At 67.5% G+C, this 22,889-nt stretch carries 27 protein-coding genes; 13 read left to right on the top strand and 14 right to left on the bottom strand.

Going from position 1 to position 22,889, the window contains the following annotated elements; translation table 11 throughout:
• The first annotated feature begins 257 nt into the window (after nt 1-257).
• Nucleotides 258-1,082 (top strand): PE domain-containing protein, encoded by an 825-nt coding sequence (locus ACX9NE_RS04655; RefSeq protein ID WP_459360519.1) that lies wholly within the window; start codon nt 258-260, stop codon nt 1,080-1,082.
• Between the two features lie 112 nt (nt 1,083-1,194).
• On the opposite strand, the gene ACX9NE_RS04650 is transcribed toward ACX9NE_RS04655, so the two are convergent.
• A complete protein-coding gene (locus ACX9NE_RS04650) occupies nt 1,195-1,656 on the bottom strand; it encodes a YbaK/EbsC family protein (RefSeq protein ID WP_459360518.1) in 462 nt (153 codons plus the stop codon).
• Nucleotide 1,657: 1 nt separating this feature from the next.
• Entirely contained in the window at nt 1,658-2,506 is an 849-nt protein-coding gene (locus tag ACX9NE_RS04645) for an SDR family oxidoreductase (RefSeq protein ID WP_459360517.1), read from the bottom strand.
• Nucleotides 2,507-2,761: 255 nt separating this feature from the next.
• Here ACX9NE_RS04645 and ACX9NE_RS04640 point away from each other — a divergent pair, with 255 nt between their 5' ends.
• Nucleotides 2,762-3,406, top strand: coding sequence for a sigma-70 family RNA polymerase sigma factor (locus ACX9NE_RS04640; RefSeq protein WP_459360627.1), 645 nt, complete (start codon nt 2,762-2,764; stop codon nt 3,404-3,406).
• Complete coding sequence (gene rsrA, locus ACX9NE_RS04635) at nt 3,403-3,702, top strand: mycothiol system anti-sigma-R factor (RefSeq protein ID WP_459360516.1); 300 nt, start codon at nt 3,403-3,405, stop codon at nt 3,700-3,702. The genes ACX9NE_RS04640 and rsrA overlap by 4 nt, the downstream gene beginning before the upstream one ends.
• A gap of 3 nt (nt 3,703-3,705) precedes the next feature.
• Here rsrA and ACX9NE_RS04630 read toward each other — a convergent pair whose 3' ends face one another.
• Nucleotides 3,706-3,780, bottom strand: coding sequence for a 50S ribosomal protein bL37 (locus tag ACX9NE_RS04630; RefSeq protein ID WP_011728008.1), 75 nt, complete (start codon nt 3,778-3,780; stop codon nt 3,706-3,708).
• 173 nt (nt 3,781-3,953) lie between these two features.
• Between ACX9NE_RS04630 and ACX9NE_RS04625 the strand changes: the two genes are divergently transcribed.
• Nucleotides 3,954-4,169, top strand: a complete 216-nt coding sequence (locus ACX9NE_RS04625) for a biotin/lipoyl-binding carrier protein (protein WP_055577378.1) — start codon at nt 3,954-3,956, stop codon at nt 4,167-4,169.
• Between the two features lie 22 nt (nt 4,170-4,191).
• Nucleotides 4,192-5,694 carry a sensor histidine kinase gene (locus tag ACX9NE_RS04620; protein WP_459360515.1) on the top strand — a complete coding sequence of 501 codons (1,503 nt, stop codon included), beginning with the start codon at nt 4,192-4,194 and terminating at the stop codon, nt 5,692-5,694.
• Nucleotides 5,695-5,751: 57 nt separating this feature from the next.
• On the opposite strand, the gene whiB1 is transcribed toward ACX9NE_RS04620, so the two are convergent.
• Entirely contained in the window at nt 5,752-6,006 is a 255-nt protein-coding gene (gene whiB1, locus ACX9NE_RS04615; RefSeq protein WP_036353357.1) for a transcriptional regulator WhiB1, read from the bottom strand.
• A 289-nt stretch (nt 6,007-6,295) separates the two neighbouring features.
• Nucleotides 6,296-7,252 carry a diacylglycerol/lipid kinase family protein gene (locus tag ACX9NE_RS04610; RefSeq protein WP_459360514.1) on the bottom strand — a complete coding sequence of 319 codons (957 nt, stop codon included), beginning with the start codon at nt 7,250-7,252 and terminating at the stop codon, nt 6,296-6,298.
• Nucleotides 7,253-7,375: 123 nt separating this feature from the next.
• Here ACX9NE_RS04610 and ACX9NE_RS04605 point away from each other — a divergent pair, with 123 nt between their 5' ends.
• A complete protein-coding gene (locus tag ACX9NE_RS04605) occupies nt 7,376-7,807 on the top strand; it encodes a hypothetical protein (RefSeq protein WP_459360513.1) in 432 nt (143 codons plus the stop codon).
• On the opposite strand, the gene ACX9NE_RS04600 is transcribed toward ACX9NE_RS04605, so the two are convergent.
• From ACX9NE_RS04600 to ACX9NE_RS04590, 3 genes are read right to left on the bottom strand one after another with little or no spacing between them, the layout of a single operon-like run.
• Complete coding sequence (locus tag ACX9NE_RS04600; RefSeq protein WP_459360512.1) at nt 7,759-8,241, bottom strand: GNAT family N-acetyltransferase; 483 nt, start codon at nt 8,239-8,241, stop codon at nt 7,759-7,761. The two genes, ACX9NE_RS04605 and ACX9NE_RS04600, sit on opposite strands and share 49 nt — an antisense overlap.
• A complete protein-coding gene (locus ACX9NE_RS04595) occupies nt 8,238-9,335 on the bottom strand; it encodes an isochorismate synthase (protein WP_459360511.1) in 1,098 nt (365 codons plus the stop codon). The genes ACX9NE_RS04600 and ACX9NE_RS04595 overlap by 4 nt, the downstream gene beginning before the upstream one ends.
• Nucleotides 9,332-9,943, bottom strand: a complete 612-nt coding sequence (locus ACX9NE_RS04590; RefSeq protein ID WP_459360510.1) for an acid phosphatase — start codon at nt 9,941-9,943, stop codon at nt 9,332-9,334. Before ACX9NE_RS04590 ends, ACX9NE_RS04595 begins: the two co-directional genes overlap by 4 nt.
• 87 nt (nt 9,944-10,030) lie before the next feature.
• Here ACX9NE_RS04590 and ACX9NE_RS04585 point away from each other — a divergent pair, with 87 nt between their 5' ends.
• Nucleotides 10,031-10,831: a ParA family protein gene (locus ACX9NE_RS04585; protein WP_459360509.1), complete on the top strand. Its 801-nt coding sequence runs from the start codon at nt 10,031-10,033 to the stop codon at nt 10,829-10,831.
• Here ACX9NE_RS04585 and ACX9NE_RS04580 read toward each other — a convergent pair.
• Nucleotides 10,825-12,042, bottom strand: coding sequence for an Rv3212 family protein (locus tag ACX9NE_RS04580; RefSeq protein ID WP_459360508.1), 1,218 nt, complete (start codon nt 12,040-12,042; stop codon nt 10,825-10,827). The genes ACX9NE_RS04585 and ACX9NE_RS04580 overlap by 7 nt on opposite strands.
• A 16-nt stretch (nt 12,043-12,058) precedes the next feature.
• A complete protein-coding gene (locus tag ACX9NE_RS04575; RefSeq protein WP_459360507.1) occupies nt 12,059-13,576 on the bottom strand; it encodes a DEAD/DEAH box helicase in 1,518 nt (505 codons plus the stop codon).
• Between the two features lie 258 nt (nt 13,577-13,834).
• On the opposite strand from ACX9NE_RS04575, the gene ACX9NE_RS04570 reads away from it, so the two are divergent.
• On the top strand, nt 13,835-14,539 hold the full coding sequence (locus tag ACX9NE_RS04570; RefSeq protein WP_459360506.1) for a ferritin-like fold-containing protein: 705 nt from the start codon (nt 13,835-13,837) through the stop codon (nt 14,537-14,539).
• Here ACX9NE_RS04570 and ACX9NE_RS04565 read toward each other — a convergent pair.
• Nucleotides 14,536-15,288, bottom strand: a complete 753-nt coding sequence (locus tag ACX9NE_RS04565; RefSeq protein WP_459360626.1) for an MmpS family transport accessory protein — start codon at nt 15,286-15,288, stop codon at nt 14,536-14,538. The two genes, ACX9NE_RS04570 and ACX9NE_RS04565, sit on opposite strands and share 4 nt — an antisense overlap.
• Before the next feature lie 177 nt (nt 15,289-15,465).
• On the opposite strand from ACX9NE_RS04565, the gene ACX9NE_RS04560 reads away from it, so the two are divergent.
• Nucleotides 15,466-15,720: a DUF3107 domain-containing protein gene (locus ACX9NE_RS04560; RefSeq protein ID WP_459360505.1), complete on the top strand. Its 255-nt coding sequence runs from the start codon at nt 15,466-15,468 to the stop codon at nt 15,718-15,720.
• Here the strand turns inward: ACX9NE_RS04560 and ACX9NE_RS04555 are convergent.
• The gene (locus tag ACX9NE_RS04555) at nt 15,717-16,403 is read right to left on the bottom strand and encodes a TetR/AcrR family transcriptional regulator (RefSeq protein ID WP_459360504.1); all 687 of its coding nucleotides are present in this window, start codon (nt 16,401-16,403) and stop codon (nt 15,717-15,719) included. The two genes, ACX9NE_RS04560 and ACX9NE_RS04555, sit on opposite strands and share 4 nt — an antisense overlap.
• A 182-nt stretch (nt 16,404-16,585) precedes the next feature.
• Here ACX9NE_RS04555 and ACX9NE_RS04550 point away from each other — a divergent pair, with 182 nt between their 5' ends.
• The 4 genes from ACX9NE_RS04550 (at nt 16,586) to ACX9NE_RS04535 (ending at nt 21,761) form a co-directional block, all read left to right on the top strand.
• Entirely contained in the window at nt 16,586-17,620 is a 1,035-nt protein-coding gene (locus tag ACX9NE_RS04550) for a DUF3152 domain-containing protein (RefSeq protein ID WP_459360503.1), read from the top strand.
• Nucleotides 17,621-17,717: 97 nt separating this feature from the next.
• A complete protein-coding gene (moeZ, locus tag ACX9NE_RS04545) occupies nt 17,718-18,896 on the top strand; it encodes an adenylyltransferase/sulfurtransferase MoeZ (protein ID WP_459360502.1) in 1,179 nt (392 codons plus the stop codon).
• 249 nt (nt 18,897-19,145) lie between these two features.
• Nucleotides 19,146-20,849 carry a PE family protein gene (locus ACX9NE_RS04540; RefSeq protein ID WP_459360501.1) on the top strand — a complete coding sequence of 568 codons (1,704 nt, stop codon included), beginning with the start codon at nt 19,146-19,148 and terminating at the stop codon, nt 20,847-20,849.
• A 57-nt stretch (nt 20,850-20,906) separates the two neighbouring features.
• On the top strand, nt 20,907-21,761 hold the full coding sequence (locus ACX9NE_RS04535; RefSeq protein ID WP_459360500.1) for a TIGR02569 family protein: 855 nt from the start codon (nt 20,907-20,909) through the stop codon (nt 21,759-21,761).
• Here the strand turns inward: ACX9NE_RS04535 and ACX9NE_RS04530 are convergent.
• Both ACX9NE_RS04530 and ACX9NE_RS04525 read right to left on the bottom strand, forming a co-directional pair.
• Nucleotides 21,758-22,054, bottom strand: coding sequence for an MGMT family protein (locus ACX9NE_RS04530; RefSeq protein ID WP_459360499.1), 297 nt, complete (start codon nt 22,052-22,054; stop codon nt 21,758-21,760). The two genes, ACX9NE_RS04535 and ACX9NE_RS04530, sit on opposite strands and share 4 nt — an antisense overlap.
• Nucleotides 22,055-22,056: 2 nt before the next feature.
• Nucleotides 22,057-22,791, bottom strand: coding sequence for an alpha/beta fold hydrolase (locus tag ACX9NE_RS04525; RefSeq protein ID WP_459360625.1), 735 nt, complete (start codon nt 22,789-22,791; stop codon nt 22,057-22,059).
• Nucleotides 22,792-22,889 lie beyond the last annotated feature (98 nt).

The following is a 22,889-nucleotide window of genomic DNA, read 5'->3' as shown; positions in this document are numbered from 1 at the left end:
AGGGTCAAACTTGGGCTTGACCCCGCTCGGTGGACACAGGGACTGAAGGTATCGGTCGTAGAACTCAACTTTGGTTGTGGCTCAATGTGATTCGGAATGCGCGTTATCCCGGGGTGCGTCCCGCGCTAGTTCGAGACCCTGGTGCCGCCCGCGTCGTGCGCTGCGCCTCCTGAAACCGCGGACAGTCCCCGGCGGCCTCCGCTATCCTGTGGCGGGCACACGGGGCTCATCGAGGGTATGGGAGAAGGTCATTGTCTGTGGTGAATCCGTCCGTGATTGTGTCGCCCGAGGTGGTGGCGGCCGCGGCGCAGGACGTAGCGGGTGTGGGCGCTGCGCTCGACCGGGCGTACGCGACAGTGGCACCGGCGACCACATCGGTGCTGGCCGCGGCCGGGGACGAAGTGTCCACCGCGATCGCCGAGTTCTTCTCCGGTCACGGGCAGGACTTCGCGGCGTTCGGCGCGAAGGCTGCGTCGTTCCAGAACCTGTTCGTGCAGGCGCTGAACAACGCCGGCCGGCAGTACGCGGCCGCCGAGACCGCGATCGTCCGCCAGCTACAGGCGGGCACCGCCGCGCTGCACCTCCCGCCGATCTTCGGCCCGCGGCCGGTGCCCTCATCGGTGCCCGTCGATCCTGCCCAGTTCGCCGGCACCTACTACGAGCAGGGCAGCGTCAAACAGTTCTTCTCGCTCGGCCTGGTGAACACCAAGGCGACCTACAGCCTCAACCCTGACGGCACGATCCGCGTCCAGAATTCGGGGAACTATTTCTTCGACCGCGGCCCGCTGTCGTCGATCACCGGGTCCGCGGTGCCGCTCAACGCCACCAACACGGCGCTGGACGTCAGCTTCCTGCCGTTCAAACTGCCGTTCAGCCTCGGCGCACCGACGGGCAACTACATCATCGTCGCGCGCGCGCCCGACTACAGTTGGGTGCTGGTCAGCGATCCGACGGGGTTCAGCGGCTACGTCCTGACGCGCGACCAGTTCATTCCGCCCCAGCAGTACCAGCAACTCGCGGGAGATCTGGTCTCCCTCGGGGTTTGGGGACCGATCACGCCGACCCGCCAGTACGCCTCCTGACCCGTTCCGCGTAAGGCGGCGGCGATGCCCTTCGTGTCTGCATTTACTCGACGGCGGGCACATCGACCCGGTGCACAACGCGCCCGAGTTGGCGCCGGTCATCGGCGCGTGCCTACGTCCGCGCCACCAGGTCCCACGTGATCGCATCCGTTAACCGGATCAGATCCTGGGGGGCCAGCTCCACGTCCCAGTGCCGCTTGCCCACGCTGCACAGCACCCGGTCCCAGATCAGAGCGGAACTGTCCACCACCGTCCGCAACCGCTTTCGCTGGCCGAAAGGGGAAATCCCGCCCACCACATAGCCGGTGGAGCGCTCGGCCGCCGCGGGTTCGGCCATGCCGGCTTTCGGCACACCGAAAGCGGCCGCGGCCGCTTTCAGGGACAGCTTCGCGGGCACCGGAACGACCGCCACCGCCAACTCCCGGGGTAGCGCGATGATCAGCGTCTTGAAGACCTGCACTGCTGCGATGCCGGTGCCGTCGGACAGGGCAGTGACCGCCTCGAAGTTCTGAAGCTCGTGCGGCACAACGGCTTTGACCAATTCCGCCAAAGCCGGCGTCGCGGCGCCGGCCACGTCAGGGCCCGGAGTAGCCCGGCGGGTTGACGCCGTCCACCCAGAAGTCGACGCCGAGCTGGCCGCCGGGCACGCAGTCATAGACCGAGAGGTCGGTGACACCGGATTCCAGCAACACGTCCTCGCACAGCGCCATGTTGCCGGTGTACTCCCGCGACGGCTTGTTGAGGATGACGTAGGCGGCGTCGGAGTACACCTCGGGCTTGCGGGCGCGCGCCATCGCCTCATCACCGCCGAGCAGGTTCTGCACGGCGGCGGTGGCCACCAGGGTGCGCGGCCACAGGGTATTGGAGGCGATGCCCTCTTCGCGCATCTCCTCGGCGATTCCCAACGCGCACAACGTCATACCGAACTTGGCCATCATGTACGCGGTCGGCTTGAGCCACTCCTTGCCCAGCAGCACCGGGGGCGAGAGCGTCAGAATGTGCGGGTTCTCCCGGCCCTTGAGGTGCGGGATACACGCCTGCGACACGGCGTAGGTGCCGCGCACCTGGATGCCGTTCATCAGGTCGAAGCGCTTCATCGGGACCTCGAGGATCGATCCCAGGTTGATGGCCGAGGCGTTGTTGACGCAGATGTCGATGCCGCCGAACTGCTCGACGGTCTTGGCCACGGCGGACTCCACCGACTCCGGGTCCCGGACGTCCCCGACGATCGGCAGGGCCTGTCCGCCCGCTTCCTCCAGCTCCTTGGCGGCCGTGTAGACCGTGCCCGGGAGTTTGGGGTGCGGCTCGGCGGTCTTGGCGATCAGAGCGATGTTGGCGCCGTCTCGAGCGGCGCGTTTGGCGATCGCCAGGCCGATTCCGCGGCTGGCGCCAGAGATGAACATGGTCTTGCCGTTAAGGGACATGGCCGTCACATTAACGCCACGTTCGGCGTAGCTGGACCGCGGGATCACGGCGCGGAAATAGCGGGCCGGAAAATGCCGTTGTCTGAGGCGGTGACGGCACGAGTCGGTGGCGGCCTTTAGATTGAAGGAGGGAGTTCGGTGACAACTGCGACGAGCCTCTTGGGTCCGGAGCGGTTGGCACGCTTCCTTGCGAGTCCGGCGGCGTGGTTTGCGCGCTCCGGTGACGCCGCAACCGAAGGGACCGTGTTAATCAAGATGGCCGACATCGATGGCGCGACCGGGCCTGACGGCGCCGTACCGGCGGAGGAGAGCGACGCCGAGCTGACGGCGCGCTTCGAGCGCGACGCGATTCCACTGCTTGACCAGCTTTACGGCGGTGCGCTGCGCATGACGCGCAATCCGGCGGATGCCGAGGACCTGCTGCAGGAGACGATGGTCAAGGCCTATGCGGGGTTCCGTTCATTCCGCGAGGGCACCAACCTCAAGGCGTGGCTGTACCGCATCCTGACCAACACCTACATCAACAGTTACCGCAAGAAGCAGCGGCAACCGTCGGAGTATCCGACCGAAGAAATCACCGACTGGCAGTTGGCGGCCAACGCCGAGCACTCCTCGACCGGACTGCGTTCGGCGGAGGTGGAGGCTCTCGAAGTGCTGCCGGACACCGAGATCAAGGAAGCTTTGCAAGCGCTGCCGGAAGAATTCCGGATGGCCGTTTACTACGCGGACGTCGAAGGTTTTCCGTATAAAGAGATCGCCGAGATCATGGGTACGCCGATCGGCACCGTGATGTCCCGGCTGCACAGAGGCCGACGTCAGCTACGCGAGTTGTTGGCCGACGTGGCCAAAGATCGTGGCTTTACCCGCGGCGAGCAGGCACACGAGGAGGTGTCGTCATGAGTGAGTCCTGCGGCCGGCCCAGCAAACACGAGGACCACGGTGCCTTCGGCTGTGCCGAGGTGATCGCCGAAGTATGGACGCTGCTCGACGGTGAATGCACCCCCGAGAAGAAGGAGAGCCTGCGCAAACACCTCGAAGCGTGCCCGGGCTGCTTCCAGCACTACGGCATCGAAGAGCGGCTCAAGGCGCTGATCGCCACCAAGTGCAGTGGGGAGAAGGCGCCGGAGAGCCTGAGGGAGCGGTTGCGGCTGGAGATACGCCGGACCACGATCGTGCGCGAAGAGTTTCAGGCCTGAGGATTAAGCGTTGGGCCGCTTGCCGTGGTTGGCCTTGCTGTGCTTGCGGTCACGCTTCTTGCGGCCACGCTTGGCCATGATGGAACCTCGTTTCGTCTGAAGTCGTCAGTGCAACGCGGCGCACGCGCCGCCAGGTTGTCGACAAGTCTCTCATGGGATGGGCGACGCGCCCTCATCCGCCCGCGCGCCGCCAGCCCGACCGGCCTTATGGTTCGATATACCCAGAATCGGCCGATACGAGTGGGGTGATGATGTCCGAGGAGGTCCGCGCCGAAATCGTGGCCAGTGTGCTCGAAGTCGTGGTCAACGAAGGCGACCAAATCGGCCAGGGCGACGTCGTGGTGCTGCTGGAATCCATGAAGATGGAGATCCCGGTCCTCGCCGAGGTCGCCGGGACCATCAGCAGGGTGAGCGTCGCAGTGGGCGACGTGATCCAGGCCGGCGACCTCATCGCCGTGATCAGCTAGCCCTCAGGCGCGACCGAGCTGCATGTCCACTCTCGGTAACCTGCTCGCCGAGCACACGGTTCTGCCCGGTAACGCCGTCGACCACCTGCATGCCGTAGTGGGGGAGTGGCAGCTGCTGGCCGACCTGTCGTTCGCCGACTACCTGATGTGGGTCCGCCGTGACGACGGCATGCTCGTGTGTGTGGCGCAGTGCCGACCCAACACCGCGCCCACGGTTCTGCAGACCGACGCGGTGGGCAGCGTCGTCTCGGCTGACCGGCTGCCACTGGTCGCCGACACCTTCACCAGCAGTGTGGCCATCAAGGAAAGCGAAGCGGGCGAACAACATTTGTGGCAGCTGCCCGGGCCCAACATCGCGGCATCGCCGGTGCGCTACGGCGGCCGGGTGGTAGCGGTGCTCACCCAGCACCAGACCGAGCTGGCCGCACAGCGGATGTCGGGTCACCTGGAGACGGCCTACCGGGAATGCGCCGTCGACCTGCTGCACATGATCGCCGAGGGCACGTTCCCCGACGTCGGTGACGTCGCGATGTCACGCTCGACGCCACGTGCGGGCGACGGCTTCATCCGCCTCGACGTCGAAGGCGTTGTCGCATACGCCAGCCCCAACGCGCTGTCGGCCTACCACCGGATGGGCCTGACCAGTGAATTGGAGGGCCACAACCTCATCAAGGTCACCCGGCCGCTGATCTCGGACCCGTTCGAAGCGCAGGAGGTGGCCGAACACGTCCTCAACCTGCTGGCCGGCGGTTCGAGCATGCGCATGGAGGTCGATGCAGGGGGCGCCACCGTGCTGCTGCGGACGCTGCCACTGGTGGTGCACGGGGAGAATGTCGGGGCGGCGATCCTGATCCGTGACGTGACCGAGGTGAAGCGGCGCGACCGTGCGCTGATCTCCAAGGACGCCACCATCCGTGAGATTCATCACCGGGTGAAGAACAACCTGCAGACGGTGGCGGCGTTGCTGCGGCTACAGGCGCGCCGCACCGTCAACGCCGAGGGGCGCGAGGCCCTGATCGAGTCGGTACGGCGGGTGTCGTCGATCGCGCTGGTCCACGATGCACTGTCGATGTCGGTGGACGAGCAGGTCAACCTGGACGAGGTCATCGACCGAATCCTGCCGATCATGAACGATGTGGCGTCGGTGGACCGGCCGATCCGGATCAACCGGGTTGGTGACCTGGGTGTGCTGGACTCCGACCGGGCCACGGCGCTGATCATGGTGATCACCGAATTGGTGCAGAACGCGATCGAGCACGCGTTCGACCCGTCGGCCACCGGCGGGTCGGTGACCATTCGCGCCGAACGTTCGGCGCGCTGGCTCGACGTCGTGGTGCACGACGACGGGCTTGGCCTGCCCGAAGGGTTCAGCCTGGAAAAGTCGGACAGCCTCGGCCTGCAGATCGTGCGGACATTGGTGTCGGCCGAACTCGACGGCTCCCTGGGGATGCGGGAAGGCTCCGATCGGGGCACCGATGTCGTGCTGCGGGTGCCGATCGGTCGCATGGGCCGGTTGCTGGTCTGAACGCGCAGCAATACGGCCCCGATCTGATCGGGGCCGCAAAGCTACTCAGTCGAGTTGTCAGACTCCGCTGCGGGCCTTCGTCCGGGCGTTACGACGCTTGAGTGCGCGCCGCTCGTCTTCGCTCATCCCACCCCATACGCCCGAGTCCTGGCCGGTATTCAAGGCCCATCCGAGACACTCTGTCGTCACCGGACACCGATTACAGACCAGTTTCGCGTCAGCGATCTGCGCGAGTGCCGGGCCGCTGTTCCCAACCGGGAAGAACAGCTCCGGATCCTCGTCACGGCAGACCGCCCTGTGGCGCCAATCCATTAGTTGCTACTCCTCACTATGTGCGCAGCACTGCGCACGGGCATATTTCTTCTTGGCTGTTAGGCGTGCGCAAGAAAGGTTTCCGTACCTCTGCGTATTTCTGCATGCAACCTTTTGATCGTTTCACAGGCTCAACAGATGTCAATAGTGTTACGTGAGCCCGTGGGGTATCTCACTTTGCCGATCTCTTACACAGGCCCTTACTCAGTTGTACTACACTACCTGGCGAATTTCGCCCCACATTGTGTCGCGGGCATGTCACATCTTTGGTTTCCGCAGGTCAACAGGCTTAATCCGGCGGTGGAGCGACCACGGCCAGGGCGGCCGGAACCGTCCGGAATGTCATGGTCTCGCGCATTCCGAGGTATTCCCCGTCGTACTGGCAGGCGGCCGGGCCTGCCATCGTGCCGACCCGTACCTGGCTCACGTCGTCGTCGCGGATGAGCTGCGCGGCTTCCAGCTTCGGGTGCTTGGCGAGGAGTTGCCGCAGCAATCGCAGGGTCGGGATCAGCTTCATGCTGGTGAGCGCGAACAGGCCGAGGCCCGTTTCGAAACTGCACCCCGGGTTGGTGACCATCGGCCGGTCGTCGCTGTAAGTCCAGGGGCTGGTGTTGGACACCCAGACGAAGTGCACGCCGGACACGGGCTCGTGGCCGGGGCGTTCCAAGATCAGGTTCGGATCGCGGCGGCTGAACCTGACCGACACAGGTGTCGCCACCCGCCAGTAGCGCAACGGGGTGATCTTGTGGCCCTTCCTTCGCTCCTCTTCCACCGCCCGGACCACCTCGGCGTCGACTCCCATGCCGGCGTTGACCAGCGCGTAGATCTCGCCGCAGTCGATGAGGCTGATGCGCCGCCACCGTCCGTGGTGCTCATCGGAGCCCAGCAGCCGCAGCAGCTGGTCGGTCGCGCCCGAGGCGTCCCTGGGGATCCCAAGCGCCCTGGCCAGCACGTTCGCCGAGCCGCCCGGAATAATCCCCAGCGCCGGCACCGACCCGGCCGGAGTGGAGCCGGGCCGTCCCACCATGCCGTTGACCACCTGATTGACCGTTCCGTCCCCGCCGTGGACGACGACCAGGTCGAACCCGTCGTCGACGGCCTTGCGGCCAAGCTCTTCGGCATGGCCGGAGTAGCTCGTGGGCTCGATGGAGAGGTCAAGGCGGTTGCCCAGGGCGCGTGCGACCAGCTGGCGGGCACTCGGCGTGATGGTGGTGGCAATCGGATTGACGATCAACATGGCACGCATGACGGTTGAGCTTATGCGCCGCAACCCGGCGCCGAGATTGCCGCCAGGGTCGCGTTCTACGCCGTGGCACAACCCGCACGGTAATCTCGTGGACCGACCGGACGCTCTGACTACGCTGGCGCTGTGACCGCCCGCGCCCCGTCCACCGTTCGTCGTGCCGGCTTCATCGTCGCGGCCCAGGGAATCGCGGGGCTGGTGGTGGCGGTGATTCTGGTAATCCGTGGCCTTGCCGGGGCCGATCAGCATGTCGTCAACGGCCTGGGCACGGCGGCCTGGTTCGCGGTGATCGGCGGTGGGGTGCTGGCGGCCGGACTGGCCCTGGTGGCCGGCCGGCGCTGGGGCCGGGGTCTGGCTGTGTTCACCCAGCTCCTGCTGCTGCCGGTGGCGTGGTACCTCGGGGTCGGTTCACACCGGCCGGTGTTCGGCATACCGCTGGCGTTGCTGGCGCTGATCATCCTGGGCCTGCTGTTCAGCGGCCCGTCGGTGCGCTGGGCCGCGGGGCGCGATCAGCCGGGTCCGGCCAGCGCGGCCAATTCCGGACCGGACACCCGGTAGGTGGTCCACTCGGTCTGCGGCTGACCGCCGACGCCGTCGTACAGCGCGATCGCGTCGGTGTTCCAATTGAGCACCGCCCACGACAGCCGGCTGTAGCCGTTGCGGAGGCATTCGGTGGCCAGCGCCGCCAGCAATCCGCGGGCCAGACCGCGGCGGCGAAAGCGCGGCCGCACGTAGAGGTCTTCCAGGTAGATGCCCGCCACGCCGTCCCAGGTGGAGAAGTTCAAGAACCATAACGCCATGGCGGCGATCCGGCCGTCATCTTCGGCGACATGTCCGTACAGCGTCGGCGAATCCCCGAAAAGCGCTGCAGCGATCTGCTTTTCGGTGACAGTGCACTCATCGGCGGCATGCTCGAAGGCGGCCAGTTCGTGAATCATGGCGGTAATGTCGGCGACGTCGCCCGGTGTGGCGCGGCGGATGTTCTCGGTCACTGCCGCACTCCCAGTGCATTCAGTATCGTCGCGAATTTCGTTGTGGTTTCCGCCACTTCGTCGTCGGGATCGGATTCGGCGACGATGCCGCCGCCGGCGCGGGCAACTGCCGTCCGGCGATCGGCGGACAACTCGGCGCACCGGATCGACACCACCCAGTAACCGTCACCGGCCGCGTCACACCAGCCCACCGCGCCCGCGTAGAAGCCGCGGTCGCCTTCCAGCATGGCGATAAACTCGGTGGCCGCCTCGGTCGGCACCCCGCCGACCGCCGGCGTGGGGTGCAGCGCCAGCGCCAGATCCATTGCGCTCGTAGAGGTATCGCGCAGCCTGCCGATGATCGGGGTGCACAGGTGCCAGACCGCCGCGGTGCGGCTCAGTTGTGGCTCTGCCGCAATCGTCAGGTCGTCGCACAGCGGCTGAAGCGCCGTGCGCATGGTGTCGATGACCAGCTGGTGTTCGTGCCGGTTCTTGTCTGACGCGGCGAGCGCGGCGCCGTTGGCTGCATCGACCTCGGGATCGGCCGAGCGCGGCGCGGAGCCGGCGAACGGCCGGCACACGACCCGATTGCCGGATCGGGCCACCAGCAGTTCCGGGCTGGCGCCTACCAGTGCGGCACCGGCGTAATGCGGGCCGGCAGCGCTCAGGTCGGTGAGAAAGCCGTACGCCGCCGGATCGGCATCGAGCAGCCGCCGCAAGATCACCCGGCCGTCCAGCGGCGCGTCGGCGGACAGCCGCAACGAGCGGGCCAGCACCACTTTGCGCAGCGAATTGCCCGGCGCGGCAAGCTGGTCGCGGGCGCGACCGACGCGCATCCGGTGCTCGTCGCCGGAGGGTACCGCGGCGTCGATGCGCACCGGCGGCAGTGGACCGCTTGGCCAGCAGGGCAGAGCATCGGCGCGCCGCAGCGTCACCGGAGTGAACAACGCCGGTGGCTGCTCCACATCGAAAGGCAACGCGCCCAACACTATTGGCGCCCGTCCAGAATTCAGCGCCGCCTGCGCCGAAGCGATGTCGCGGTAGTGGTCGCCGGCCCGGTCGGCGATCAGGGTCCCCCGCGGTCCGGTCAGCGCAAAGGCCGGTTCGGGGCTCACGCGATCGCGGTCGGTTTGGGATGGCAGCTCAATCCGAGCTGAGCGAGCTGGCGGATGCCGTGCTCGAAAGTGCAGATCGCGATGGTTGCGGTGGGCATACCGAAGCGGCTGCCCTCGGTCAGCCCGAGTTGCGCCCATCGGGTGATCACCGCCCGGGAGAAATGGCCGTGGCTGACGAAGAGCACGTCGCGCGACTCCATGTTCTCCAGCGCCAGCTCGATGGCCCGGTCGGCGCGATCGCTGACCTGCGCGACGCTTTCGCCGCCGGGGCATCCGTGCGTCCACACCAGCCAGTCGGGGTCGGATTCGCGGATCTGCGGGGTGGTCAGGCCCTCGTAGTCGCCGTAATCCCATTCGGCGAGCAGTGGCGTGACCTGGTCGATGATGAGTCCGGCCAGGTCGGCGGTGACCAGGGTCCGGCGTCGCGGGCTGCAGTACACGAATGGCCTGTCGAGCTGCAGATCGCCCAGTACGACCCCGGCGAACTCGGCCTGCTCCCGGCCGGCTGCGGTCAACTCGATGTCGGTGCGGCCGGTGTGCTGTCCTGACTTCGACCACTCGGTCTCCCCGTGGCGCAACAGCACCAGCCTCTGGTTGTGTACGCCCATGCCCGCGATTCTGCCCGAGACACGCCGAGGGCCGTGCCGGGCCCGCCACCCCGACGGTGCGGGGGCGTCCGTGCCAGGATGGGGGCTGTGAGTGACATGCGCGTACTGGCGGTGGCCAACCAGAAGGGCGGTGTGGCCAAGACGACGACGGTCGCGTCGCTCGGTGCGGCGATGGTGGACGAGGGACGACGGGTGCTGCTCGTCGACCTGGACCCTCAAGGGTGTCTGACGTTCTCGCTGGGTCAGGATCCCGACAAGCTGCCCTTCTCCGTACATGAGGTGCTGCTCGGTGAGGTCGAACCGAGTGCTGCGCTGGTGACGACATCGGAGGGAATGACGTTGCTGCCGGCCAACATTGACCTCGCGGGCGCTGAGGCGATGCTACTGATGCGGGCCGGGCGCGAATACGCCCTCAAACGGGCCCTGGTCAAACTCGCCGACGATTTCGACGTGGTGATCATCGACTGCCCGCCCTCGCTCGGGGTGCTGACGCTCAACGGGCTCACGGCCGCGGACGAGGTCATCGTGCCGCTGCAGTGCGAGACATTGGCCCACCGCGGTGTAGGGCAGTTCCTGCGCACCGTCGCCGACGTTCAGCAGATCACCAATCCGAACCTGCGGTTGCTGGGCGCGCTGCCCACGCTGTACGACTCGCGGACCACCCACACCCGCGACGTGCTGCTCGACGTGGCCGACCGTTATGAGCTCCCGGTTCTGGCCCCGCCGATCCCGCGGACGGTGCGCTTCGCCGAGGCCAGCGCGTCGGGCTCATCGGTGCTGGCCGGCCGCAAGAACAAGGGCGCGGTGGCCTATCGCGACCTGGCCAAGGCGTTGCTCAAGCACTGGAAGACCGGCAAGGCGCTGCCCACCTTCGCCGTCGACTACTGACCCAAGGCAACCACGGTGTCGCCGCGCTGCTCGATGACCTGCGAACCCGACACCGCCGGGATCACGGCGGAGTTGCCCGGCGGCCGGTCCACCGGGATATAGCGGCTGGCCTCGCCGTTGACCGGGTCATACACCCCGATGGCACCGGTTACCGGCACCAGTAGCTGACCGGCCATCATGACTCCCGGCCCCAACGGCGCAGCCGTCTCGCCGGCGGCGATCGTGTAGCGCGCGGTCAGACTGCTCGCGTCCAGCACCAGCAACGCATCCCCGGTCCACCACGTGACCAGGTTCCCGGTGTTGGACACCACCGATGACGGCGACGGCGGGCCGGCCAGCAGCGTGCTCGATACGGTGGTGCCGGTTTCGTCGACCACATCGACGTGAGGCTGCGGTGTCGGCAGGTACACCGCCGCGCGGTTTTGCGAGACGACCACCACGCGGGCCCCGGTGCCCGGCCGTACCCCCGATTCCTGCACCACCTGCTGTTGCGGCTCGTCGTCCTCTTTGCCGGGGCGAAGCAGGACCAGCTTCAGGTCGGCCTGGTTTGCGCAAGACTCGAGTACCGCCACCGACGACGAGCTGGCGGCGGCCGATTCCAGGGTGCAGCCGGAGTGCAGGCCGCGGTTCACCGGCTTGACCCGCGCGTCGGTTTCGCCGTAGGCCATCATCCGGACCATGTCGGAGCGCCACATCTCGAGGCGGGTATTGCCCGCCGACAGCACTGTGGTGCCGTCCGAGGACAGCCGCACCTTCGGGTCGGCGTAACTGCTGCGGGCGGGCCCGCGGCGTCCGGTCGATCCGTCGATGGTGCTCACCTGTCCGCAGCCGCGGTCGTCGCGGTACACCGCGACGGCGTAGTGATAGACCCAGGTCACCCCGCACAGGTCGGTGTCGCGCGAGTAGCTCCACCGGACCTCACCCGTGCCCGGGTCGCGGCCCTGGACCTCGCGCCCGCTGCCCGTGGCGACGGCGCCGGTCACCACCACAGGCACCCGGGTGGCCGGGCTGGGGGCGGTCCAGAGCTGGCGCAACGTCGCCGGGACCTCCCGGGCCTGGGTCGGGGTGGGCGCGGCAACCGCGGCGGGCCGACTCTTTGCCGCCCGGGCGTCGCTGGTCCACCAGATGAGCGCCGCAGCTACCGCGATGACGACCGCGATCGTCGCGGCTGCCACTATGTCGGTTTTGGTGCGGCGCTCGGGTCGGACCACGGAAGAAAGTATGCCGTCAGCTGGCGGCCACCGCCGCATTCGCCGGCTTGCGGCGACGCCGACGACGGGTGCCGCCGGCCGGCGCACCGGCACTGCCGGCGGCGGGCGCAGCAGCGTCGGGAGTCGTGTCGGCGGTGGACGCGGAACTGGCCTCGGGGTGCCCGGTGACAGGCTTGCCGCCACGGGTGCGCTTGCGCCGGTCGGGGCGGCGAGCCGGGCGTTCTGAGCCGCCGCTGCTGGTCTCCCGGCGCTGCGCCGGCGCCCTACGCGGCGTGCCGACGGTGCCGCCGGCGTCGGTCGGGATGGACAGCTCGGCATACAGGTGCGGCGAGCTGGAGTAGGTCTCGGCGGGGTCTGGGGAGCCCAGACCAAGCGCCCGGTCGATCATCGTCCAGCGTTCCAGCTCGTCCCAGTCGACCAGGGTGACCGCGACACCGGTTCGCCCGGCCCGCCCGGTCCGCCCGATGCGGTGGACGTACATCTTCTCGTCTTCGGGGCACTGGTAGTTGATGACATGGGTGACGTCGTCGATGTCGATGCCGCGCGCGGCTACGTCGGTGGCCACCAGCACGTTGATGTCGCCGGACCGGAACGACTTGAGCGCCTTCTCGCGCGCGATCTGGCCGAGGTCGCCGTGCACGGCACCCACCGCGAAACCGCGTTCCTGAAGCTCGTCGGCCACCTTCTGGGCGGTGCGCTTGGTGCGGGTGAAAACCATCGTCGCACCCCGGTCACGGGCCTGCAGCACGCGACTGACCAGCTCCAACTTGTCCAGCGCATGCGCCCGGTAAACGAACTGCTCGGTGGTGTCGTGCACGGCCAGCGAATGCGGCGCTTCGGCCCGGATGTGGGTGGGCTGGACCATGAACGTGCGGGCCAGGGTGATGATCGGGTCCGGCATGGTCGCCGAGAACAGCATCGACTGGCGGTCGGCGGGGATCTGGCGCAGGATGCGCTCGATGTCGGGCAGGAAGCCCAGGTCGAGCATCTCGTCGGCCTCGTCGAGCACCAGCACCGACAACCCGCCCAACTGCAGGTGGCCCTGTTGGCACAGGTCGAGCAGCCGGCCCGGCGTGCCCACCACGACGTCGACGCCCTTGTGCAGCGCGTCGATCTGCGGCTCGTAGGCGCGACCGCCGTAGATCGCGAGGACCGACAGCGGGCGCTGGGCGCCGTCTTCATCGGTGGCCTTGAGGTACTTGGCGGCGGAGGCCAGGTCGCCGGTGACCTGCAGGCAGAGCTCGCGGGTGGGCACCACGACCAAGGCCCGCGGCGCACCGGTCAACGGCCTCGTCGCGGTTTCGGAGGTGATGCGCTGCAGCAGCGGCACGCCGAACCCGAAGGTCTTGCCCATGCCTGTGCGGGCCTGGCCGATGACGTCTTCGCCGGCGAGCGCGAGGGGCAGCGTGAGTTCCTGGATGGCAAATGGGGTTTCGATGCCCTTTTCGGCCAGTGCGCTCACAATTTCGTCGCGAACTCCGAGGCTGGCAAATCCTGTTTGGTTCAGTCCGTTAGTGCTTTTCAGTGCGGTCATACGCGGGTTGGGTGCCTTTCGGTGACAGTAATCGAGGTGAGTCGGTACTTCTTCTGTGTCGCGGTTCGCGCGCACGATTTCCGACTCCGATTACGTCGCCGAGGCCCAACTGTGAGTAGCGGGCGGGCCCGTTGTGCACGCACATTTCTTTGTTCTCAAAAGTAGGAGCAGCACAGATTCAGCTCCTACCCGGACCATGATACCCGCTCGTCCAGCAGGCACCCATGTTGTGTTAATCGTGCCGACTAAAGTGGCACCATGCCTTCGCCCTCCCCCGCTGACTCGAACGACGAGGCGGCCGATTCGCCCAGGCCACGGCTGCGGGCGGATCATCCCGGCGTCACTGAGTTGTTCGCGCTGCTCGCATACGGCGAGGTGGCGGCGTTCTACCGGTTGACCGACGAGGCGCGGATGGCTCCGAATCTGCGGGGACGCATCTCGATGGCCAGCATCGCGGCCGCCGAAATGGGGCACTACGAGCTGCTGCGTGACGCCCTGGAACAGCGTGGTGTCGACGTGGTGCCGGCGATGTCGAAGTACGTCTCGTCACTGGAGAACTACCACCGGCTGACCACCCCTAGCACATGGTTGGAAGCGCTGGTGAAAACGTATGTCGGCGACGCGCTGGCCGCCGATCTGTATCTGGAGATCGCCGACGGATTGCCCGACGAGGTTGCAGACGTGGTGCGGGCCGCCTTGTCCGAGACGGGCCACTCCCAATTCGTCGTCGCCGAAGTGCGGGCGGCGGTGACCTCGAGCGGCAAACAGCGCAGCCGGTTGGCACTGTGGTCGCGCCGGCTGCTCGGCGAAGCGATCACCCAGGCCCAATTCCTGCTGGCCGATCATGACGAACTGGTTGACCTGGTGGTCTGGGGGACCGGCGGCCTGGGTCAGCTCGGTGCCTTCTTCGACCGGCTGCAACACACGCACGACAGCCGGATGCGCGAGCTGGGCCTCGCTTAGCGAGTGCAGGTGGCCAGAGCCGAGTTGTTGGTGGAAGCCTTGACCAGCTGGCCCTGCGCGTTGACGATCGAGCAGTTCAGCTGGCCGTAGATGCTGGTTGCGATCACCGATTCGGTCTGTACCCCCGGATTGAGCACGACGACCTTCGTCCATGGCAGTGCCACGTTGAACTCGGTTACCGGGAATCCGCGCGCGTCGGTGTAGGCGATGTTGACCAGGTCGAAAAGCTGCTTGGTGCCTGTGACGCTGTAGATGACGGTGCGCGGGTCGAGCGCTGGGCCCGGAGGAGCGACCGTCGGCGCCGGCGCCGCGGTGGGAAGCCGCGTGGTCGGACTGGCCGTTTTGGTCGGCGCGTTACCGGGCGTGAGGGTGGTGACCGTCTCTGGCGGCAGCAGGGTCGCTGACGTCGGGGCAGCGCTCGGCGGGGCGCTGGTTCTGGGTGCGGTGGTGGACGCCGCCGTCCGGGGTGCGGGCACTCCGACGGTTGCTTTCGTCGTGGCGGTGTCGCCGCTGTTGATGATCACGGCGGTGGCGACAGCACCGACCGCCACGACGGCGCCCACGAACAGCGCGACGGGTCGCCAGCGGCGATCTGCGGGCCACCCCCATTCTTCGTCGACTTTGTCCCAGCTGTCGGTGTCGGGGTCGTAGTCGCGCGACTCTTCCGCATATGCGTCATCGTCCGGGTACTCCTCGATGTCCCGGTCGTGGTCGTGGAGGGTGTTACGTGTGGTACTGATGGTGCTGATGGTAGTGACTCGACCCGCTGGTATCCGGCGCTGCTGGCGGGTTACACCGAATCGTGACGGGTTTGTTCACTAACCGCGAACTGGCGGTGCGGGGGCGGGGCGCGGTGCGCGTGCACCCCGTCTACTAGCCTTCTGCTGAGACGCCTGCGACGGAATACACCAACGGAAGGGGCCCCCGTGGAGGTCAAGATCGGTATCACGGACAGTCCGCGCGAGCTGGTGTTCTCCAGTGCGCAGACGCCCGACGAAGTCGAAGAACTGGTTGCCGACGCTTTGCGCGACGACGCGGGTCTGCTGAGCCTCAACGACGAGCGCGGGCGGCGTTTCCTGATCAGCTCGGCCAAGATCGCCTATGTCGAGATCGGTGTCTCGGATGCACGCCGGGTGGGATTCGGGGTCGGCGCGGAAGCGGTGGCCAAAGCCAAGGCTTAGGAACGCGCGAGTGGTACGTGCGACAGGCCGCCCCAAGCGAACTGCACGGTGCCCTCGACCGCGTCGGACTTCGAAATGGGGCGGTCGGAGTCCAGCCAGTACCGGGCGCAGTCAACGCTCATGCCGACCAGTCCCACGGCGATCATCCGCGCGCGGTGCGGGTCCAGCCCGGAGTCCTCGGCAATCAGTGCGAATACCGCGTCGATGCACGATTCGGTGGCCACCCGGACCTGTGCGGCGACCTCAGGCTCGGTGACGTAGTCGTTTTCGAAAATCAGCCGGTACCCCTGGCCGTCGTGCTCGATGAAATCGAAGAAGGCCTGCACCGCTGAATGCAGCCGGCGGCGGTTGTCGGTGGTGCGGCCCAGGGCTTGCTGCACGCCGCAGACCAGGTTTTCCACGTGCCGGTTCAGTACCGCCAGATACAGTTCGAGCTTGCTCGAGAAGTGCTGGTACAAAACCGGTTTGCTGACTCCGGCGCGATCGGCGATCTCGTCCATCCCGGCCGCGTGGTAACCGCTTTCCACGAAGACATCGCTGGCGACGGTGAGCAACTGGCCCCGGCGCTCGTCACGGGGTAACCGGTTGCCCCTGCGGTTGGAGGCCGGAGCGCCTTCGATCGGCCGGACACCGTCAGCCGATCTGACGGCACGTCGCTGCACCGTCTTGGCTAGATCGCTCATCGGCCCTCAATCTGATCGCTCTGTCCGCGGCCGTTTTTTCATCCCCCCGGCCGCACTGTGTCTCGCAACGACCTTACTACCTGCGGGGTTACCTGGGATGTTAGGTCGGTGCGAAGCAGGCCCGCCGTTTTTTCGGGCGCGCCAGGGCTGGTTGCCCGCAGCTGCTGTGCCATCCTGGGGAAATGACGTCCCAGTGGCCGCCCCGCGGTACCGGCCGCGCGCCTGTGCTGCGCGACGACTGGCGCGAGCCGCTGCGGGCGCAGCGCGACCCACTCGGCCAGAGCGCCGGGCGGGTCCGTGCGGATCGGGACCGGCCACGTCAATGGCGCAAACAAACGTGGCTGGGGCGTTTCGTGTCGACCTACGGCTGGCGAGCCTATGCGCTGCCGCTGCTGACGGTGCTCACGGTGGTGGTCGCTTACCAGACCGTGACGGGGACCAGTACGCCGAAGCCGGCGGCCCACTCGCTTCACCAGGAGCCGCTCACCATCGGCGCGGTCGGCACCTCGATCCTCGACACGCCACCGCGCGGCCTGGTCGCGTTCGACGCGAACCTGCCCGCCGGAACGCTGCCCGATGGCGGCCCCTTCACCGAGGCCGGCGACAAGACCTACCGCGTCATTGCGGGCACGACGCCGCAGACCGGTCAGGGCACGGCCAAGGTGTTCCGCTACACGATTGAGATCGAAAACGGCCTGGACCCCAACATGTACGGCGGCGACACCGCATTCGCGCAGATGGTGGACATGACGCTGGCCAATCCCAAGGGCTGGACCCACAACCCGCAGTTCGCCTTCATCCGGATCGACGGAGCCAGTGGGGGTAAACCGGATTTCCGCATCTCGCTGGTGTCGCCGGTGACGGTACGGGAGGGCTGCGGTTACGAGTTCCGGCTGGAGACCTCCTGCTACAACCCGTCTTTCGGGCCGGACCGGCAGTCGCGGGTCTTCATCAACGAGGCCCGCTGGATCCGCGGAGCGGTGCCCTTCGAGGGTGACATCGGCTCTTACCGGCAGTACGTGATCAACCACGAGGTGGGCCACGCCATCGGGTACGTGAAGCACGAGCCGTGCGATCAGCAGGGGGCCCTGGCGCCGGTGATGATGCAGCAGACGTTCTCCACGTCCAACGACGACGGGGCCAAGTTCGACCCCGACCAGGTCAAGGCGGACGGCAAGATATGCCGGTTCAATCCCTGGCCGTATCCGATCGCGTAGTTTCCTGGCGCGAGCAGACGCGAAATCGCCCAATTTCGTGCCGAAATGGACGATTTTGCGTCTGCTCGCCAGCGTGGTGATCGCCTAACCTCAAGGTGTGACGCTATCGTTGCCGCCGCTCGTGGAACCCGCCGCTACGCTCAGCCGCGAGGAGGTCGCCCGCTACAGTCGCCACCTGATCATTCCCGACCTCGGCGTCGATGGGCAGAAGCGGCTGAAGAACGCCCGCGTCCTGGTGATCGGTGCAGGTGGACTCGGCTCACCGACTTTGCTGTATCTGGCCGCCGCCGGTGTGGGCACCATCGGGATCGTCGACTTCGACGTCGTCGACGAGTCCAATCTGCAGCGCCAGATCATTCACGGCACGGCCGACGTCGGCAGGTCCAAGGCGCAGTCGGCACGCGACTCGATCGTGGCGGTCAACCCCCTGATCGAGGTACGGCTGCACGAGTTCCGGCTGGAGGCCCACAACGCTGTCGAGTTGTTCGGTCAGTACGACCTGGTCCTGGACGGCACCGACAACTTCGCCACCCGATATCTGGTCAACGATGCCGCGGTGTTGGCGGGCAAGCCCTACGTCTGGGGTTCGATATACCGCTTCGAGGGCCAGGCATCGGTGTTCTGGGAGGACGCACCTAACGGGCTGGGCCTGAATTACCGGGACCTCTACCCGGAGCCGCCCCCGCCCGGCATGGTGCCGTCCTGTGCCGAGGGCGGCGTACTGGGCATCATCTGCGCCTCGATCGCCTCGGTGATGGGCACCGAAGCGATCAAGCTGATCACCGGCATCGGCGAGACCCTGCTGGGCAGGTTGATGATTTACGACGCGCTGGAGATGAGCTACCGCACCATCAAGATTCGCAAGGACGCGACGACGCCGAAGATCACCGAGCTGATCGACTACGAGCGGTTCTGCGGCGTGGTCTCTGCAGACGCCGCAGCGGCGGCCAGCGGATCCGCCATCACGCCGCACGAGTTGCGCGCGATGATGGATGCCGGCAAGAAGCTGGTCCTGATCGACGTCCGCGAGCAGGTCGAATGGGACATCGTGCATATCGATGGTGCGCAGCTGGTGCCGAAGGGGCTGATCATGTCCGGCGAGGGCCTGGCGCAGCTGCCGCAGGACCGGACCGCGGTGCTCTACTGCAAGAGCGGGGTGCGCTCGGCGGAAGCGCTGGCCGCGGTCAAGCGGGCCGGTTTCTCCGACGCCGTGCACCTGCAGGGCGGGATCCTGGCGTGGGCCAAGCAGATGCAGCCCGACATGGTCGTCTATTAGCGGGCACGCTTCCCGTCGCAGTACGACACTCCCGGGTAGTACAGGCAGGCGTGCGGGGTGCGCGGGCATCCGGCAGGTGTTCTGGGCGCGTTGTCGTGCAACGCATCGGTCCGCAATAGGGCCAGTACCGACCGAAACGCGATAATCGGCGTCGGGACTGGATACGATCTGCTGCACGACGAGTAGCGTTTGCGGGCCAGTTGCCACCCCTTTGCGATGGCGGACCTCTTGCGTAGGGCGGAGGTCGAAATGTCTTGGCTTATTGCTGCGCCCGAGTATGTGGATGCGGCTGCCGGTGATCTGGCCGGCGTCGCGTCGACGATCAGCGCAGCCAACCGGGCGGCGGCATTGCCCACCAGCGCGGTACTGGCCGCCGGCGGGGACGAGGTGTCGGCGGCGATCTCGGCGCTCTTCGGCGCGCACGCCCAGGCCTACCGGGTAGTCAGCGCGCAGGCTGCAGCATTCCATCAGCAGTTCGTCGAGCTCTTGAGTTCAAGCGCGAACCGATACGGCAGCGCCGAAGCCCTCAACGCGACGCCGATGCAGCAGGCCGCGGCCCTCATCAATGATCCCGTTGTGGCGCTGACCGGACGCCCGCTGTTCGGTAGTGGGGCCAACGGAATTGATGGCAGCGGGGCCGCCGGCGGGAACGGCGGGTGGCTGTTCGGCAATGGCGGCAACGGTGGTTCCGGTGGAGCCGGCCAAGCCGGCGGAAACGGTGGCTCTGCGGCATTTTTCGGTAGCGGCGGCAACGGCGGCGCCGGTGGCGTGGGCGCCAACGGTGCTTCCGGCCAGGCGGGTTTAACGGGTGCGGGCGGTGGCAACGGCGGCGCCGGCGGCTGGGTCTACGGCAATGGCGGCAGCGGCGGACTGGGCGGTCTTGGCGGCAACGCCACCGGGAATGCCGTCAACGGCGATGGGCTCAACGGTGGCTACGGCGGTAACGGCGGCCTCGGCGGTGCCGGCGGGTTGCTTGTCGGCCAGGGCGGTGCGGGCGGCAACGGCGGGGTCGGTGGGATAGGTACCACCCCGAGTCTCGCCAACCAGCTCGCCGGCGCCAGCGGTGGAGGTGGCAGCGGCGGCGACGGTGGTCACAGCGGTTGGCTGTACGGCGACGGCGGTGCCGGCGGAAACAGCGGCGCGGGCACCAACGGCCTCTTCAACAATGCCCGCGAAGCCATGAACGGCGGCGACAACTCCTTTGCCGCAGGTGGCCGGGGCGGTGACGCCGGGTTGTTCGGCAACGGCGGTAACGGCGGAAACGGCGAAAACGGCGGAAACGGCGCAAACACCAATGCGGCCGCCAACCTTGCGCACACGGGCGGCAACGGTGGTAACGGCGGAAGCGGTGGCGGTGGCGGCAACGGCGGATTTGTCATCGGTAACGGCGGGAACGGCGGACTGGGCGGCAACAGTGGCACCGGGGGCAACGTCCCCCAAGATGGCATCAGCACCCACGTTGCGGGAAGCAGCCAACTTGCCGGCCTCGGGGGCGCCGGCGGCAACGGCGGGCTGTTCGGAAACGGCGGCGCCGGGGGCAACGGTGGCAACGGCGGGAACGCCGGCACCGGAACCGAGAACGCGCCTCTCCCCACAGCCGGTGCCGGCGCGACCGGAGGCCCCGGCGGAAAAGGCGGAACGCTGTTCGGTAGCGGCGGCAGGGGCGGCGACGGCGGCGCAACCGGGACAATCGGCCGGGTCTTCCAGACCAGTGACGGCGGAGCGGGTGGCGACGGCGGATTCTTATGGGGCAACGGCGGCGGCGGCGGCAGTGCCGGTGCGTCCCCCTCGCTTCCTGCCCTACCGGTCACGGGGATCGGCGGCAATGGCGGGAGTGCACGGCTGTTCGGCAACGGCGGCGCAGGCGGCTCCGGGATTCTGGGCCAGCCCGGCGGCATCGGCGGTGCCGGCGGCCAGATCTTCGGCCAGCGCGGGGCCGACGGGCCCGCGTGATCCAACACGCTCGGGCTTTGCGGGGATCGCCAAAGGCGCTCCACTAGGCTGACGGCTGTGACCGTCGAGCCGCCGCCCGAGCATGTCCTGGCGGCGTTCGGTTTGACCGGTGTCCAGCCCGCCCTCTTGGGGGGCGCGTGGGAAGGCGGCTGGAGATGCGGCGAAGTCGTGCTGTCGATGGTGGCCGATAACGCCCGCGCGACGTGGTCGGCCCGGGTACGTGAGACGCTGTTCGTCGACGGCGTGCGTCTGGCCCGCCCGGTCCGTTCCACCGACGGCCGCTACGTGGTGTCTGGTTGGCGGGCAGACACGTTCGTCGCGGGCGCTCCCGAGGCCCGCCATGACGAGGTCGTCTCGGCAGCGGTGCGGCTCCACGAGGCCACCGGCAAGCTGGAGCGCCCCCGGTTCCTGACGCAGGGACCGACCTCGCCGTGGGCCGACGTCGATGTGTTCATCGCCGCCGACCGCGCCGCCTGGGAGGAACGGCCGCTGCAGTCGGTTCCTCCCGACGCCCACACCGCGCCGCCTTCCGCGGACGCCCAGCGATCCGTTGAGTTGATCAATCAGCTTGCGACACTGCGCAAGCCGACCCGCAGCCCCAACCAACTGGTGCACGGTGACCTGTACGGCACCGTGCTTTTCGCCGGCACCGCACCGCCCGGCATCACCGACATCACCCCGTACTGGCGGCCGGCGTCCTGGGCGGCCGGTGTGGTGGTCGTGGACGCACTGTCCTGGGGTGAGGCCGACGACGGGCTCGTCGAACGTTGGAGCGCGCTGCCGGAGTGGCCGCAGATGTTGTTGCGCGCGTTGCTGTTCCGGCTGGCCGTGCATGCCCTGCACCCGCGCTCCACCGCCGAGGCCTTTCCCGGTCTGGCCCGCACCGCGGCGATAGTCCGGATGATCCTCTAAAACTCGTGGCGGAGCTCGCTCAGCGCGATCCGCCCGTCGGTCGACAGCACTCCCTCTGCCCGCAACAGCTCCAGTTGCCGGGTCCTCAGATGCGCGGCGGGCCGGCCCGACGCGGTGACCACCCGGTGCCAGGGCAGATCCGCGGAGTCGGTACGCATGATCCAGCCGACGATGCGCGGGCTGGAAAGCCCTGCGGCAGCAGCGATATCACCGTAGGTGGATACCTTGCCCGACGGGATCGCCGCGACCAGGTACCGCACCTGCTCGATCTGTTCGTCGGTCACCGCCGCCACGGCTAGGTCGTCTCCAGCCGCTTGCGGATCAACGCGGCAACGTCGTCAGGCTTGGCGTGCGGCACCATGTGATCACATTCGTAATCCAGCAGCTCGAAATCGTCGCCCAACCGCTCGTGCAAGCTGGCGATCAGTTCCGGACCGACATATTGCGGCGAGGTCCACTTGGCCCGCACCAGCGTCGTCGGCATTCCGGGCGTCGGCAGCGCGGCGTCTCGCGCCAACTCACTCCAGTAGGACATCATGGCGGGCAGACTGATTCGCCAGCCGTACCGCCCGTTGGGCAGCCGGACCAGGTGTTCATCCACATCCGCGTCGAGCACCGCCGGGTTCACATCAGCCCACACCCCGCCGTCCTTCTCCTTCCGGGCCTCGCTGCGGTCGGCATAGTCGGGCGAACCGAACATCGCTTCGGCGATCTCAGCCATCCACTGCCCGTCGAGGCCGATTGCCGGATCGAGAAGCAACAACGACGCCACCAGGTCCGGCCGAGCCGCCGCCAGATGCAGCGCCACCGCGCCGCCGAACGAGTGACCCGCCACCAGCACCGGAGCGTCGGCTTCGGCCTCCAGCAGCACGGCCAGGGCGGCGACGTTCGCATCCATGGTCCACGGCGCGGCCCATGACGAGCGGCCATGCCCGATCAGATCGGGCGCAGCGATGGCGATTTCGGGTACGTGGTCCGCCAAGTGCTGCCAGCGCCGCCCGTGGCCGGTCAATCCGTGCAACGCCAGCATCTGAATCGGGCCCGGCGGGCCGAAGCGGTGCACATGAAGGGTCACGCATCGATGATGCCAGTCCGCATCAGGCCCGCTCGTGACGACTTGTCGGACCC

Source organism: Mycobacterium sp. ML4 (assembly GCF_054515735.1).
This window is presented reverse-complemented; position numbering and strand designations above follow the sequence as displayed.